The organism is Hominilimicola sp. (assembly GCF_046972485.1).
Lineage (GTDB): Bacteria > Bacillota > Clostridia > UBA1381 > UBA1381 > Hominilimicola > Hominilimicola fabiformis.
On record NZ_JBKVWU010000047.1, the window covers coordinates 1 to 15317 of the forward strand.

Here is a 15317-nt window from a genome sequence, read left to right on the forward strand (position 1 = left end):
AACAAAGGTTTACAATTATCTTATTTACTTTTTGGTAAATAAATGCTATAATAAAAATATTAAGATAATTCAAAGTGACAGAGGTGGCTTTATGTATACAAAAGAATATTTCAGACAACAGTTATCGGATATAATATCGCCTATAAAAAAGTATTACAACGGCGGAAAGGTACAGTATGCAAGACACAGTGCGTGGTACGAAAATCTTTCGGCGGACGTTGAGGCTTTTGCACGTCCGCTATGGGGACTTGTGCCGTTTTGGGCAGGCGGCGGTGAAAATGAAACGTTTGAAAAGTTATATATAACCGGTATAACAAGCGGTGCGGATAAAAAAAATGACGGTTACTGGGGCGATTGCCACGATAAAGACCAACGTTTTGTTGAAATGGCTGCATTTGCATACGGTTTGATTTTTGCACCGGAAAAGGTATGGGAGCCGCTTAAATCCACTGCGAAAAACAACTTTGAAAAATGGCTTTATTCTATAAATGACAAGGAAGTTTGCGACAGCAACTGGACATTTTTCAGAGTGCTTGTCAACGTTGCTTTGAAAAAGGTCGGCAGAAAATACAGTCAAGAACAGTTGGACAAAGATATTGCAAGGATAGATGAATTTTATCTTGGCAACGGCTGGTACATAGACGGACTGCATGGACAAAAGGATTATTACATTGGTTTTGCATTCCATTTTTACGGATTGATTTATGCCGTTGCAATGGAGGACGACGACAAGGAGCGTTCCGATATATACAAGGAACGTGCAACAGAATTTGCAAAAACGTTCATATATTGGTTTGACGAGGACGGCGAAGCACTTCCTTACGGTCGTTCACTCACATATCGTTTTGCACAAGCGGCGTTTTGGGGTGCTTGTATTTTGGCGGATATAAGACCGTTTTCGCTTGGTGTTATGAAAGGCATATTAATAAGAAACATTGAAAATTGGCTTTCAAAAAATATATTCGATACAAGCGGAATTTTATCTGTCGGATACGATTATTCAAATCTTCTTATGGCAGAGCATTATAATGCACACGGCTCACCTTATTGGGGACTTAAAGCATATATATTCCTTATGCTGCCTGACGACCATGAATTTTGGTCTTGCGATATTGAAGAAATGCCTAAACTTGACGAACTTGAACTTATAAAAGAGGCAGATATGCTTGTATCAAGACGAAACGGCAAGAGTGTTGCATATCCGGCAGGAACAATTACCGATTTTGCGTGCGGTCAGATTGTGCCGAAATATTTGAAATTTGCATACAGCGCTCATTTTGGATTTAATGTTATGAGAAGTAATGTAAGCATTGATGAGGCGGCTTGCGACAGTATGCTTACGTTTGTTGTTGACGGCGCGGTATTGGTACGCAGACATTTGAAGTCATACAATGTTGAAAATGACAGAGTTGTAATAGAATGGTCACCGTTTAATGGGATTGACGTTAAAACCGTTATAACTCCGACATCGTTCGGTCATACGAGAAATCACGAAATTAATTCGGAATATGATTGTGTTGCGTATGACGCAGGTTTTGCGGTTGCGTCAAGAGATAAGGACAACATTAAAACAAAGGATTTGTTTATTGCGCAAGCGAGGAATGATTTTCAATTCTGTGAAGTCCTTACGGAAACCGGCGGTGAGAGCTGTATAATCGAATCATCACCGAACACAAATATCAGATATTCAAAAACGGTTATACCGGCAATGAAATATGAAATCCATAAGGGCAAAAACGAAATAAAAACACTTATAAGAGATCACTTGGAGGGATAATATGATACCGAACGATCCTGCTATATTGCTTAGCTTTGTCAACACAAAACTTCGTGATTTTTATTCAAATCTTGACGATATGTGTGACGATATGGAGCTTGAAAGAAAAACTATTGAGGATAAACTGTCACTGATTGGGTACAAATACAGTGAAGAAAGAAATCAGTTTATATAAAGGAGCAGAAATGACGGAAACAGAGATAAAAAGTATGATAGACAAAGAACTGTATGAGAGTATTTTAAACGCTTTTACATGGGAAAAGGTCAGAGAACAGACGAATTATTATTATACCGATAAAGCGGGTATACTTAGAGAAAAACGTATAATGGTAAGAATAAGAGTTGTAGGTGAAGTGGCGAAAATACAGGTGAAACTTCACAAAAACGAAAACAGTCCTTTGCAGATTTGCGAAGAAAATGAATTTGAAACGGAAGAAGTACCTGATATTATAAATGCCGAACTTGCAAAAGAGATAACAGGCGAGGATGTGGGCGAGCTTTATAAAATGGGCTGTGCCGTAACGATAAGAAACAGCCTTGTGCATAACGGATCGGAATTGTGCCTTGATAAAACGACATATTTCGATAAAACGGATTATGAAGTTGAGGTCGAATATGAAGAAAAAATCAGTGCGGATTTACTTATGAAACTTACTTCTCTCGGAGTGAGATTTAACGAAAAATGCGTCGGAAAGTTTTCACGCTTTCTTGCAGAGTATAAAAATCAGGAGTGATACAGATGGATTATAAACGTGTAAAAAGCGGTCGTGAAAAAGGGCTTGTATGGCTGGCATTGATTTTGACTGCTGTAATATTGGTTCAATGCGTTATGAATATAGTGCTTATTGTTTCAAACCGTCAGACAAAAGCTATGTTTGATGAGGCTTTGCAGGGACAGCTCACTATGCAGGAGGAAATCAATTCTTTGAAAGGCATTGATAACGGTAATACGGAAAATACAGATAATGCGGAAAATTCAGAAAATACAGCTGATTTTGAAAACAGTGCAGAAGAAAACGGAAATCAATAAATGTGGGGTAAAAATTTATGAGAGCAGTGTCACTGACAAACAGAGGCGGTCGTAAAAACAATGAAGATTATGTAGGTTACGCAAATTCGGATAAGTTGTGGTGCTTTGTCGTGTGCGATGGATTGGGCGGACAGAGCTTCGGCGAGGTTGCGTCGGAGATTGTGTGTGAAACGGTTTGTAAATCGTTTAAAAAAGCACCTGAACTTTCGGGTAAGGCGTTATACAGATATATCGAAAAGGCGGCGTCTGTTTTGGGTGAGGAACGAGAGAGTACAAAATCGAATATGTCGAGTACGATTGTTGCATTGGTAACTGACGGTGAAAAAGCCGTGTGGGCACATTCCGGCGACAGCCGTCTTTACTACATATCAAAAAAGAGAATTTCGCAGATTACGGACGACCATTCTATCGCATTCAGAGATTTTAAAGAGGGGATAATTACATTTGATGAAATACGTACAAGCCCTAATCAAAATAAATTGTTGTCATCGATAAGTGACATTGATGATTTGAATTTTGATGTGTCGGAAGTGATTGACTTGAAAAAAGGTGACGCTTTTGTACTTTGTACAGATGGTTTTTGGGAATATGTTTATGAAGATGATATAGAAAAATCATTCGCAAAAACTAAATCACCGAAAGAATGGCTTGAAAAAATGCTCGAAAGCCTGCACGAAAACGAAAAAGAAAACAATGATAATTACAGTGCAATAGCTGTGGAAGTGTAATATACGGAGGAAACTGCTATGAAACATAAAGTGAAAGTAACAGTGTTGGATAAAAAATTATATCCCGAATTACAGCAGAAATACTGTGCAGATCCGAATTCGGGAGTCTGTCCGTGCTACAATGTCGGTGATGAATTTGTTTTTTATCGCGACGGTGACAGAGACGACTTTTGGCATCTCGGACTGAATACGTTGGTGAAAACTAACGGTAATGCCGATACTGTGGCTGGTGGTCCGAAATTGCCGTTCTGTTCTGAAGCGTGGGACGCTATTTCACGTTATATTTATACCGGATTGCAAGGCGGCTCTGTAATGGCTGGTTGGATGAAAGATGAAAATGTGATGATTACCTGTTGTTCGGATGGTACAAGACCTGTTATTTTTAAGATTGAACGAATTGATTATGAATAAATACAATTAAAAACACCTCTTGAATTTCAAGAGGTGTTTTGTGTCATTTAATCATATTAGTTCTTCGGAACTGTTTCCCAGTCCTTTAAAAATCTTTCGATACCCTTGTCTGTAAGTGGGTGGTGAAGCATTTGAGCAATTACCTTATAAGGAACTGTTGCGATGTCACAACCTGCTCTTGCGGCGTCGATAACGTGGATAGGATTTCTGATACTTGCGGCGATAATTTCTGTTGGGATTTCGTGAATTTTGAAAATATCAGCGATTTCTTCAATAAGAATCATACCGTTTGTACCGATGTCGTCAAGTCTGCCAAGGAACGGACTTACATATGTAGCGCCTGCTCTTGCGGCAAGAAGTGCCTGTGCGGATGAGAAGATAAGAGTTACGTTAGTCTTGATACCAAGAGCTGTAAGTTTTTTAACAGCCTTTAGACCTTCTGCACACATAGGAATTTTTATAACAATGTTCTTGTTGATAGCTGCAAGAGGTTTAGCCTCTTCAACCATTTTATCAGCCTCAAGGGAAATAACTTCGGCACTGATAGGACCGTCTACAATAGTTGTGATTTCCTTAACAACTTCAACAAAATCTCTGCCCTCTTTTGCGATAAGAGACGGATTTGTTGTAACACCGCAGATGACGCCCATATCATTTGCCTGTCTGATTTCATCTACATTGGCAGTATCTACAAATAATTTCATTTGAACTTCCTCCTAAATTTATTTCTGTATATTATTATATAAAAAAATGGGTGTATAGTCAATAGATATGCTTGAAAAAAAGCAATAAATGTTGTATAATCAGAATGTAGATAAATATAAAATTTTGGAGGTGGATATAATGGCTAAGTTTTCATATCAGCCTAAGGGTGTCTGTTCTGACAGATAGATTTTGAGGTAGAAGACGGAGTTGTCAGAAATGTACACTTCACAAGAGGTTGTAACGGTAATACGCAAGGTATAAGCGCTCTTGTTGAGGGTATGAATATTGACGATGTTATTTCGAGATTAAAGGGTACAAACTGTAACGGACGCGGTACGTCTTGTCCTGACCAGCTTGCAATAGCATTGGAACAAAGTAAAAATATGTAATAAAAATCATTGAACCTTCATATACTGTATATAAGTCAGTGTATGGAGGTTTTTTGTTTTGCAGATAGTTACATTAAAGAAGAACACGCTTATAAGACACTTTATATTTTTATTAATACTTGCAATCGGCTTTGGTACTGTGGTTATATCGCAGAATACACATACGGAAACAGCAGAGGTAAAGCTGTATTACGTTGACGCACAAATGCTCAGATTGATTCCAGTAAAAACTCAAATACCGCAGATGAGTACGCAGAAAATGGCACAAAGAGTAGTGGACGAGCTTGTTGAGGGATATGACGACAATCCGAAAATAAGGCGAATTATTCCGAACGTCAAACACGGTATAAAGGTGAAAGTGCTTGATAGGATTGCGTATGTGGATATAAAGCAGGAATTGGCGGACAAGCACCCCGACGGTCGTGATTTGGAACTGCTTACGGTGTATTCAATCGTCAATTCACTTACAGGACTTGACGGGATTGTGAACGTAAGGTTTACAATAGACGGCAAGCGGCAAAAAGATTTTAAGGGCTACATTGATATGAGGGAAACTTTTATTCCGGATTATTTTATATAAATACAATATATTGATAAGCAAGCATAAAAATTGTGCTTGCTTTTTTATATTGTATTCAATTTGTAAAATAAAATGTATTGCATTTATAATCCAACTGTGCTATAATATACTACAAGATATAGATATACAAAAATATCAAGGACACAAAATATAGTGGTTACATAGTATTTGAGATTTGCATAAAACACGCATAAAGACGTGCTTTCTGCATATTTTTTTTGAGCGATAATACTGTATATAGTGTTTTATACAGAGAAGGGGTTATTAAAGTGAAAGTACAAAAGCGTGACGGCAGAATTGTTGAATACAATGCTGACAAGATAACAGCCGCCATTAAAAAAGCGAATGTTGAGGTGGACAATTCGCAAAAAGTCAGTGACGCCTTGATAGAAGAGGCGATAGGAAACGTTGAAAAAACAGACAAGGAAGTAATTCCCGTTGAAACGATACAAGATATAATCGAAAAAACGCTTGTTGCACACAACAAGTATGTACTTGCGAAAAAGTATATGATATACAGATACCAACGCAGTCTTTTGAGAAAGTCGAATACAACAGATGAATCAATCCTAAAGCTAATCAGAAACGAAAACAAGGAGCTTGCGGAGGAAAATTCAAATAAGAATACTGTTCACGCGTCTACACAGCGTGACTATATAGCAGGTGAAGTGTCGCGTGACCTTACAAGACGTATGCTGTTGCCGGAGCATATCACAATGGCACATCAAAACGGCATACTTCATTTTCATGACGCGGATTATTTTATACAGCCGATTTTTAACTGCTGTCTTATAAATATCAAGGATATGCTTGACAACGGTACTGTTATGAACGGTAAAATGATTGAATCGCCTAAGAGCTTTCAGGTTGCCTGTACCGTCACAACGCAGATTATTGCGGCGGTTGCAAGTAATCAGTATGGCGGACAGTCCGTAAATGTGGCACATTTGGGAAAATATTTAAGAAAGAGCCGCGACAAGTTTATGGCTGAAACACAGGAAAAATTCAAGGATACGTTAAGCCGGGAAGATATTGAGAAAATAGTTGAAATGCGTGTCGATGATGAATTAAGATCGGGTGTACAGACTATTCAATATCAGATTAATACGCTTATGACAACGAACGGACAGTCGCCGTTTGTGACTTTGTTCCTATATATTGACGAAAATAACGAATACGTTGACGAAAACGTAAGAATTATCGAAGAAATTCTTCGTCAAAGACTTGACGGTATTAAGAATGAACAGGGTGTATATGTTACACCTGCATTCCCAAAACTTATATATGTGCTTGATGAAAACAACTGTCTAAAGGGCGGTAAATACGATTACGTTACGAAACTTGCGGTTAAATGTTCCGCTAAAAGAATGTATCCCGACTATATTTCAGCAAAGAAAATGCGTGAAAATTATGAGGGTAACGTGTTCAGTTGTATGGGCTGCCGCTCGTTCCTTTCACCTTGGAAAGACGAAAACGGTGAGTACAAGTGGGAGGGAAGATTTAATCAAGGTGTTGTAAGTATAAATCTTCCGCAAATCGGACTTGTGGCTAAGGGCGATGAAGAAAAGTTTTGGAAACTGTTTGACGAACGTTTGAAGCTTTGCTATGAGGCGCTTATGTGCCGTCATAAAGCATTGGAGGGGGTTGTGTCTGACGTAAGCCCTATTCACTGGCAATACGGTGCTATAGCACGTTTGAAAAAAGGTGAAACGATTGATAAATACTTGCACAATGGGTATTCTACGTTGTCGCTCGGATATATCGGTCTTTATGAACTTACTTATCTTATGACCGGCGAAAGCCAAACAAGCGGTAAGGGTAAAGAATTTGCACTTAAAGTAATGTATCATATGCGTGATGCGGCGGAAAAGTGGAAAGAGGAAACAGGATTGGGTTTCAGTCTTTACGGCACACCTGCGGAAACGTTATGCTATCGTTTTGCTAAAATTGATTATGAGAAATTCGGACCGATCAAGAATGTTACCGATAAGGGTTATTATACAAATTCTTACCACGTTGACGTCAGAGAGAAAATCAATGCTTTTGATAAATTCGATATTGAAAGCGAATTCCAAAATATTTCGCTCGGCGGTGCGATTTCTTATGTGGAAATACCGAATATGCAGAATAACCTGCCTGCACTTGAAACGCTTGTAAAGTATATTTATGATAACATTCAGTACGGCGAATTTAATACAAAATCGGACTATTGCCAAGACTGCGGCTTTGACGGTGAGATTATGATTAATGACAATATGGAATGGGAATGTCCGCAATGTCATAATAAAGACCACAGTAAATTGAATGTTACAAGACGTACTTGCGGTTATCTCGGTGAAAATTTTTGGAATACGGGAAAGACGAAAGAGATTAAGAGCAGAGTTTTGCATTTGTAATAAGGGAAAATAACGTGAAAAATCACGTTATTTGATTTAATTGTCCGTGCGATTTTCGCCTATGGCGAACGCACATGGACATAATTTCCACTTAACGCCTTGTCAGCCCACAAGCAAGAGCAGTTAAGGTTTTTAATTACTATTTGTGGGCAGAAATGCTGTGGAAATTAATTATGTATTATGGGAATATAAAGAAAACTGACATTGCAAACGGAACAGGCGTGAGAGTATCGCTTTTTGTCAGCGGTTGCAGATGTCACTGTAAGGACTGTTTTAACAGTGAAACGTGGGATTTTTGTTATGGCAATGAGTTCACGGACGATACAATGAACGAAATTATAACCGCAATGGATAAGGAGTATATAAAAGGTTTCAGCCTGCTCGGCGGTGAGCCTTTTGAAAAGGAAAATCGCGTGGCGGTACAATATATTTTAAAAACAATAAAGGAACATTTTCCGAATAAAACGGTATGGTGTTACAGTGGTTTTACTTTTGAAGAACTTGTCGGAGAATGTGAAGATATTTTAAAGTATATTGACGTGCTTGTTGACGGTGCGTTTGTGGCGGAAAAGAAAAATTTGAAATTGAAATTCAGAGGGTCTGAAAATCAAAGAATTATAAATGTAAAGAAATCACTTGAAGATAAAACAGTGACGGAACTTACAGAAGGGGAATACGATGAATACTAAACAATTTGTTAGAGTGGCAATGCTTACGGCGTTGGCGTGCGTGCTTACTATCGTGCCGAAAGTGCCGATAGGCGGCGGATATGTGCATTTCGGCGACTGCATAATTTATGTGGCTGCAATGATACTCGGACCTATACCGGGTGCGATTGTCGGAGCGATAGGACATAGCTTGGCAGATTTTATTTCGGGTTATCCGATATTCTGTATACCGACATTTATTATTAAGGGTATTATGGGATTTGCAATCGGTAAAATCGTTTATAGACACGTTGATATAAAGCATTTTATAATCGGCGGTATTGTTGCACTTGTGATTGTTACAGGCGGTTACTTTGTTGCGGAAATTCCGCTTATGGGATATGAAACCGCACTTGTATCGCTTATTTCATCACCGATACAGTGGTGTATGAGTATGGTTGCATCGGCGATTATTGTACCGATATTGATTAAGAACAGAAAAAGAATAGGATTTTAGCAAAAAAAGAACTGCGATTATTCGCAGTTCTTTTTGTTTATTGAATTATAATTGCTGTACCCGATTGTGCAGGGGCAGGGGTTACGTTTTGGGTATTTTGTGCTTGTACAGGTTCGTCTGTTGCCGATTGTGTATTGCCGTCTTGTGCGTTTGATGTGTCGGCTGTTGTATTTGTTGGATTTGTTGTGCTTGCTGTATTTGTTGTATCGGTTGAAGTAGTTGCTGTGGCTGTTTCACCGCTTTCAGGGGCGATTGTTGTCACAGCGGCTTGATAATTAATATCGTCAAGTCTGTGGAATGTATATCCCTCTGAAATCAAATATTCTATAATCATTGGCAAAGCGTCAGCCGTAGTTTGTTTAGCGGCGGCATCGTGCATAAGAATGACAACATTTTGACCTTCCGGCATATTTGACTTTAGGTAATCCAAAAGACCTTGTGCATCTTTCTTTTTACCCTCTGCGTCACCGTTTAGCGCGTTCCAGTCACAATAATAATAACCGTTTTCTTTCAATACTGCTTTACATTCTTGTTTTACAGGTGAAAAACTGTCGGCACTTGATTTGTAGCTGCCACCCGGAAAACGTACAAGCTTCATTGTTTGAGTTCCTCCGGTTACTGCGTCAATTTTTTGGAAACAAGTATTTACTTCGTTAATAAATGTGTCTGTTGACGCATATAATTTCTCATAGTTATGTCCGTCCGAGTGATTGGCTATAAGATGTCCTTCTTCATATACACGTCTTGCCATATCAAAGTTTGAGTCGATAAGCGAACCGACTTCAAAGAATGTGGCTTTAATATTGTACTTTCTCAAAGTATCAAGAATTTGCGGAGTTATATTTTCTGTAGGACCGTCATCAAATGTAAGATAACAACGCTTTTCCTGTACTGAATCTTTAACGATTTGAAGCAGGTCGTTTTCTTCCGTTGCGGGAGGAATATTTAGTGTACTTGTTTGTACCGGCTCTACGGTCGGAACGACATTTTCTGGATTTTCTGTTGTTTCGATTGATACATTATTTGTATTTTGCTGTTCGTTGTTACCTTTTTTCATCGAAACGGCAACTGCGACAACAATAATGATTGCTATAAGAACTATAAAAATAATAGCCGCACGGATACGTTTTTTTCTAAGACGTTCACGTCTGCGGCGTTCACGACGTCTCATTTCAAATTCGGTTGCATTAGACATAATTAAAATCCCCCTAAAAAGCTGATATATCATTATTATATACCAATTTACAATAAAATTCAACAATATTATCAACATTATTATTAAAGAATAAAAATAAATAAAGAAAGGGTATGATAAACAATGAAAAAAGTGATTTTGGTAATTTTTTGCACGGCAATTTTGATGAGCGGTTGTTCATCTAATACCGCCGATACGGTCAGCAATGACGTACAACAGGTGAACGTGTCATATGACCAAATGAATAATGAGGGGATTGGTTGGGGATTTGTACGCAAGAAAGGTGCACCGCCCGAAATACCTAATTCACAAAAGGAAGTGCTTAGAAAATACGATTGCTATTATATAGATGAAAATGCACCGAAAACACTATATCTGACGTTTGACGAGGGTTACGAAAATGGCTACACGTCAAAGATTTTGGACGTTTTGGAGCAGACTTCAACGCCTGCGGCATTCTTTGTGACAGGTCCGTATCTTGAAAATCAGCAGGAATTGGTGCAGAGAATGATTGATGGCGGTCACATTGTAGGAAACCATACCGTAAATCACCCGAATTTACCGAAACAGAGCGTTGAAACAGAGCAAAAAGAACTTTCCGATTTGAATAAAATGTGTGAGGAAATGTACGGCGTGAGTATGAAATATATGCGCCCGCCGGAGGGGGAATACAGTGAACGGGTGCTTGCGGTTGCAAAGGATATGGGATACAGGACAATTCTGTGGAGCTTTGCGTACAAGGATTGGGACATAAATATGCAGCAGGGGGCGGACTATGCGTTTAATCAAGTTACGCCGTATCTGCATGACGGTGCTGTTTTACTTCTTCACGCAGTGTCCTCCGACAATGCAAATGCTTTGGAAGATATAATAAATTACGCAAAAAATGAGGGATATACGTTTAAAAGCCTTGATGAATTGCAATAATTAAGAAAAAAACATAAAAACTCTTAAAAAACACTTTATTAATTCATCATTTTGGTGTATAATTAAATTATTATAATGTATTTTAGAGAGGAAATTGATAAAATGAGAGAGGCAAGTTTTGATTTTGGTAAGAAACCGCCTGTTGACGGTTACACAAAAGTGACTGAAAAATCTGTTTACACAAAGGAAAAAGGTTTTGGACTTTCGGAAGCCGCAGAGGCTGACGAAAGAAAAATCGGTGAAAAGGAATTAAACAGAGATTTTCTTTTTATGGGCGGAAAGTCATTTATCGTTGATATTGAAAACGGCGAATATATTGTACGCGTTTCTACGGGCGACTATGTTGACGAAGGCGATGTTATGACATTCTACAACGTCAACGGTGAAAAATACGGCGTATGGGTAAGTGACGGTACTGTTGTGGAAAGAGTGTTCCCTGTTACAGTTACTGACGGTAAGATTGAATTTGCATTTGAAATGGGTAAGCATACTTGCCTTAACAGCATTGATATTGCACAAAAGCAAGACATTGAAGTTAAGAATGTTAAAAGTGCCGTTATCGCAAAACGTGATACGGCTTCGGTTAAATTGACTTGGGATAAAGCCGACGGCGTTATCGGTTACAGAGTGTCACGCAGAAATCCGAAGAATAACGAAATTGATAAGGTTCAGGAAGTTATTACAGAGGAATTTGTTGACGGTGACGTTACAATATGCGATAAATTTGAATACAGCGTGTGTGCATTGTATGCACATAAGTTCTGTTCGGATAAGTCTGTTACGATTGATGTTGAAGTCGTTGACGGCAAGAGCGTTGCAGGCGAGATAACAGAGCTTGACGCAAAGGAAACTCCTAATTCCGTAACACTTGTATGGAACGGATTTAAGGAGGCGGTTTGGTACAACATTTACCAAAAAGCACCTTACGGTATTTACAAGTACATAGGAAAAACAGAAGAAACACATTTCATTGATGATAAAGTAATAACAAATGTACCTTTCGTATATGCGGTTGAGGCTGTTACGACAAGCGGTATATCAAAACGCAGTGAGGTAACAATAGATATGGAGGCTAAGCCGAAGAAACGCAAAATGGAAACGTTGGGCAGAGGTGCCGTTGCAATGATGACAGAAAACGGCGTATTCCTTAGCTGGCGTCTTAATGCGTATGAATACGAACAGGACATTAACTTTATAATTTTAAGAAACGGTGAAAAGATTACAGACGTAATCACCGATTCTACAAACTATCTTGACAAAGACGGTAAACCGGAAGACGTTTACACAATCAAAGCCGTAAAGGGTAATAAGGCTGAGAAAAAGGGTGCGGAAGTTAAAGTTGTAAATGCACCTTATATATCAATTCCTCTTGACAAGCCTGAAAACTTTGTTGACCCTGACGGCAATTCATATCCTTATACCGCAAATGACGCGTCTGTTGCAGACCTTGACGGTGACGGCGAATACGAAATCATTCTTCGTTGGGACGCAAACGGTAAGGATAACTCACACAAGGGTATAACAGGTGAATGTTTGCTTGACGCATACAAGCTTGACGGTACAAAGCTATGGAGAATTAATCTCGGACGTAATATCCGTTCAGGTTCACACTATACACAATTTATGGTGTATGACTTTAATAATGACGGTAAGGCAGAACTTGTTTGCAAAACAGCAGACGCAACCGTTGACGGCAAGGGTAACGTAATCGGTGACAAGGACGCGGATTACAGAAATAAGGACGGTTTCATTCTTGAAGGTCCTGAATATTTGACATTGTTCAACGGTGAAACAGGCGAAATTATGGATACTGTCGATTATGACCCGCCGAGAGGCAACGTTCGTGAATGGGGCGACTCTTGGGGTAACAGAGTTGACCGTTTCCTTGCCTGCGTAGCATATCTTGACGGTGAAAATCCAAGCGTTGTAATGTGCAGAGGTTACTATGACCACGGTTGTCCGACAGTGCTTGTTGCATATGACGTAATTGACAATAAACTTGTTAAGCGTTGGAAGTTCCTTGCTAACAAGGATCAGAATATCGAATACACAAATCAAGGTAATCACAATCTTGGTGTCGGTGATATTGACGGCGACGGACTTGACGAAATCGTTTACGGCGCAATGGCTGTTGACCATGACGGTAAGGGTATTTACTCAACAGGCCTTGAACACGGCGACTGTATGAACCTTGGTAACTTCACAAAGAAAACACCTAACCTTGACTTCTTCCAAATTCACGAACACGACAGTGCCGAATACGGTTTTGAAGTGCGTGACCCTGCAACAGGCGAGATTAAGTGGGGTAAGTTTACAGGCCGTGACACAACAAGAGGACTTTGCGCGAAGATTGACCCGAGATATGAAGGCAATCAGTGTTGGGTAATGGACGACGGTATCTACACAATGGAGGGTGAACTTATCAATGAAAAAGGCCCTGAATCAATAGATTTTGCTATTTGGTGGGACGGCGACCTTATCCGTGAACTTCTTGACCACGAATTTGATGATGAAAAGGCAGTCGGTTATCCGAAAATTTATAAGTGGGATTATGAAAACAACAAACTTGTGACAATTCTTGACCCTAAGGGTACTCTGTCAAACAACTGGAAGAAGGGTACACCTTGTATTCAAGCTGATATTTTGGGTGACTGGAGAGAAGAGGCTGTTTGGAGAAATGAGGATGATACGGAACTTCGTATTTACACAACAACAGATCTTACAGACCACAAGTTCTATACGTTTATGCACGACAGTGTTTACAGATTAAGCGTTGCATTCCAAAATACCGCTTACAATCAGTGTACACAAACAGGTTTCTATATAGGCCCTGAAATGGATAAACCGCCTGTACCTAACAACGAATATGTGAGAGGAATTAACATTCCTGACTTTACGGAAGATATTGATGAAATTTAGCATTTAATGTATACTATGTATCAAATCCTTTACAAAACGATTGATATTTTATGTAAATTAGGAAAAAAAACAATAACATTGTTGACCTTTTGCAAAAAGTAGGTTAGAATATAGAAGAATAATATGGAGGATTGTGCATGAGGATAATATCTGGAATCAGACGCGGACATAAACTTTTTGAATTTGAGGGTGATGATGTTCGTCCTACGACTGACAGAGTTAAGGAGTCTGTATTTAATATAATTCAGACGTTTATACCCGATGCGGTGTGCCTTGATATGTTTGCCGGCAGCGGTGCTTTGAGCTTTGAGGCGATTTCACGCGGTGCAAAAAAAGCCGTTTGCCTTGATAAAGACAAGCGTTCGATTGATATTATCAAGAAAAATGCAAATTCTTTGGATTTTTCGGATTACTGTGAAATTATTAATACGTCATGTTTTGATTATATGGAGAGGGCAAAGGAAAAATTCGATGTGATTTTCCTTGACCCTCCGTATAATAAAAACTTTATCGAACCTGTACTTGAGGGTATTGTTAAAAACAATCTGTTAAACGAGGATGGTATAGTGGTTCTGGAAAGTGACGGAACTGATTTTCATGATGATTTTGACGGACTTGAAATGTACAGACAGAGAAAGTACGGCAGAACATATATCACGGTATATAAGAAACATAATTGAGCTTGTCGCTAAAATGTCGGCAGCTACCCAAATTACATCATACGATGTAAGCAATTAAATCGGCTTTTGTGGGATAAGCCTAAGAGGAAAGAAGAACAAATGAGAATTGCAGTTTATCCGGGAAGTTTTGACCCGATAACTAACGGACACCTTGACATTATCGAAAGAGCAAGCCGTGTCTATGACAAATTGGTGGTCGGAGTTTTAAGCAATGCAAGCAAAACCCCTCTTTTTTCTGCCGAAAAAAGAGTTGAGATGATTCGCTTGGTAACTAAACATTTGGATAATGTGGAAGTGGATACTTTTACGGGATTATTGGTTGATTTTGCTGCTAGCAAAAATGCAACGGTGATTGTTAAGGGCCTGAGAACCGTAGCTGACTTTGAATATGAATTTCAAATGGCACTTCTAAATAA

16 protein-coding genes and 1 pseudogene are annotated in these 15317 nt (G+C 38.9%); 15 read left to right on the forward strand and 2 right to left on the reverse strand.

Annotation, left to right across the window (positions count from 1 at the left end):
* The 6 genes from ACLTU0_RS06615 to ACLTU0_RS06640 all read left to right on the forward strand — a co-directional run.
* Positions 1-1777, forward strand: a 1777-nt coding sequence (locus ACLTU0_RS06615; RefSeq protein ID WP_412321724.1) for a DUF2264 domain-containing protein, incomplete at its 5' end; no start/stop codon positions are given.
* A 1-nt stretch (position 1778) separates the two neighbouring features.
* Positions 1779-1952, forward strand: a complete 174-nt coding sequence (locus ACLTU0_RS06620; RefSeq protein ID WP_022230653.1) for a DUF4250 domain-containing protein — start codon at positions 1779-1781, stop codon at positions 1950-1952.
* A gap of 10 nt (positions 1953-1962) precedes the next feature.
* A complete protein-coding gene (locus ACLTU0_RS06625) occupies positions 1963-2511 on the forward strand; it encodes a CYTH domain-containing protein (protein WP_337600400.1) in 549 nt (182 codons plus the stop codon).
* Positions 2512-2516: 5 nt separating this feature from the next.
* Positions 2517-2807: a hypothetical protein gene (locus tag ACLTU0_RS06630; RefSeq protein WP_147515027.1), complete on the forward strand. Its 291-nt coding sequence runs from the start codon at positions 2517-2519 to the stop codon at positions 2805-2807.
* Positions 2808-2824: 17 nt separating this feature from the next.
* Positions 2825-3535, forward strand: a complete 711-nt coding sequence (locus ACLTU0_RS06635) for a PP2C family protein-serine/threonine phosphatase (RefSeq protein ID WP_308456876.1) — start codon at positions 2825-2827, stop codon at positions 3533-3535.
* 18 nt (positions 3536-3553) lie between these two features.
* Entirely contained in the window at positions 3554-3946 is a 393-nt protein-coding gene (locus tag ACLTU0_RS06640; RefSeq protein ID WP_308456875.1) for a TIGR04076 family protein, read from the forward strand.
* Positions 3947-4002: 56 nt separating this feature from the next.
* Here the strand turns inward: ACLTU0_RS06640 and fsa are convergent, their stop codons facing one another.
* Positions 4003-4650, reverse strand: coding sequence for a fructose-6-phosphate aldolase (fsa, locus tag ACLTU0_RS06645; protein WP_118445719.1), 648 nt, complete (start codon positions 4648-4650; stop codon positions 4003-4005).
* 139 nt (positions 4651-4789) lie between these two features.
* Between fsa and ACLTU0_RS06650 the strand changes: the two are divergent.
* From ACLTU0_RS06650 to ACLTU0_RS06670, 5 genes and pseudogenes are all read left to right on the forward strand, one after another.
* Positions 4790-5040, forward strand: a pseudogene (locus ACLTU0_RS06650) (TIGR03905 family TSCPD domain-containing protein).
* A gap of 58 nt (positions 5041-5098) precedes the next feature.
* Entirely contained in the window at positions 5099-5620 is a 522-nt protein-coding gene (locus ACLTU0_RS06655) for a GerMN domain-containing protein (protein ID WP_308456874.1), read from the forward strand.
* 269 nt (positions 5621-5889) lie between these two features.
* Complete coding sequence (gene nrdD / locus ACLTU0_RS06660) at positions 5890-8016, forward strand: anaerobic ribonucleoside-triphosphate reductase (protein ID WP_412321725.1); 2127 nt, start codon at positions 5890-5892, stop codon at positions 8014-8016.
* A 173-nt stretch (positions 8017-8189) separates the two neighbouring features.
* Positions 8190-8705, forward strand: coding sequence for an anaerobic ribonucleoside-triphosphate reductase activating protein (gene nrdG, locus ACLTU0_RS06665; RefSeq protein WP_412321726.1), 516 nt, complete (start codon positions 8190-8192; stop codon positions 8703-8705).
* The gene (locus tag ACLTU0_RS06670) at positions 8695-9180 is read left to right on the forward strand and encodes an ECF transporter S component (RefSeq protein WP_412321727.1); all 486 of its coding nucleotides are present in this window, start codon (positions 8695-8697) and stop codon (positions 9178-9180) included. The genes nrdG and ACLTU0_RS06670 overlap by 11 nt, the downstream gene beginning before the upstream one ends.
* 37 nt (positions 9181-9217) lie before the next feature.
* Here ACLTU0_RS06670 and ACLTU0_RS06675 read toward each other — a convergent pair whose 3' ends face one another.
* Entirely contained in the window at positions 9218-10375 is a 1158-nt protein-coding gene (locus ACLTU0_RS06675; protein ID WP_412321728.1) for a polysaccharide deacetylase family protein, read from the reverse strand.
* A gap of 123 nt (positions 10376-10498) precedes the next feature.
* On the opposite strand from ACLTU0_RS06675, the gene ACLTU0_RS06680 reads away from it, so the two are divergent.
* The 4 genes from ACLTU0_RS06680 to coaD form a co-directional block, all read left to right on the forward strand.
* Positions 10499-11302, forward strand: a complete 804-nt coding sequence (locus ACLTU0_RS06680) for a polysaccharide deacetylase family protein (protein ID WP_147515157.1) — start codon at positions 10499-10501, stop codon at positions 11300-11302.
* A 102-nt stretch (positions 11303-11404) separates the two neighbouring features.
* Complete coding sequence (locus ACLTU0_RS06685; protein WP_412321729.1) at positions 11405-14221, forward strand: rhamnogalacturonan lyase; 2817 nt, start codon at positions 11405-11407, stop codon at positions 14219-14221.
* 137 nt (positions 14222-14358) lie between these two features.
* Positions 14359-14901 (forward strand): 16S rRNA (guanine(966)-N(2))-methyltransferase RsmD, encoded by a 543-nt coding sequence (rsmD, locus tag ACLTU0_RS06690; protein WP_412276550.1) that lies wholly within the window; start codon positions 14359-14361, stop codon positions 14899-14901.
* Between the two features lie 99 nt (positions 14902-15000).
* The coding region (coaD, locus tag ACLTU0_RS06695; protein WP_412321731.1) for a pantetheine-phosphate adenylyltransferase at positions 15001-15317 on the forward strand (317 nt) is incomplete at its 3' end.

Coding starts and splice junctions, on each gene's coding strand:
- ACLTU0_RS06620 (WP_022230653.1), top strand. CDS start 1,779: ATGATACCGAACGATCCTGCTATATTGCTTAGCTTTGTCAACACAAAA.
- ACLTU0_RS06625 (WP_337600400.1), top strand. CDS start 1,963: ATGACGGAAACAGAGATAAAAAGTATGATAGACAAAGAACTGTATGAG.
- ACLTU0_RS06630 (WP_147515027.1), top strand. CDS start 2,517: ATGGATTATAAACGTGTAAAAAGCGGTCGTGAAAAAGGGCTTGTATGG.
- ACLTU0_RS06635 (WP_308456876.1), top strand. CDS start 2,825: ATGAGAGCAGTGTCACTGACAAACAGAGGCGGTCGTAAAAACAATGAA.
- ACLTU0_RS06640 (WP_308456875.1), top strand. CDS start 3,554: ATGAAACATAAAGTGAAAGTAACAGTGTTGGATAAAAAATTATATCCC.
- fsa (WP_118445719.1), bottom strand. CDS start 4,650: ATGAAATTATTTGTAGATACTGCCAATGTAGATGAAATCAGACAGGCA.
- nrdG (WP_412321726.1), top strand. CDS start 8,190: ATGTATTATGGGAATATAAAGAAAACTGACATTGCAAACGGAACAGGC.
- ACLTU0_RS06670 (WP_412321727.1), top strand. CDS start 8,695: ATGAATACTAAACAATTTGTTAGAGTGGCAATGCTTACGGCGTTGGCG.
- ACLTU0_RS06675 (WP_412321728.1), bottom strand. CDS start 10,375: ATGTCTAATGCAACCGAATTTGAAATGAGACGTCGTGAACGCCGCAGA.
- ACLTU0_RS06680 (WP_147515157.1), top strand. CDS start 10,499: ATGAAAAAAGTGATTTTGGTAATTTTTTGCACGGCAATTTTGATGAGC.
- ACLTU0_RS06685 (WP_412321729.1), top strand. CDS start 11,405: ATGAGAGAGGCAAGTTTTGATTTTGGTAAGAAACCGCCTGTTGACGGT.
- rsmD (WP_412276550.1), top strand. CDS start 14,359: ATGAGGATAATATCTGGAATCAGACGCGGACATAAACTTTTTGAATTT.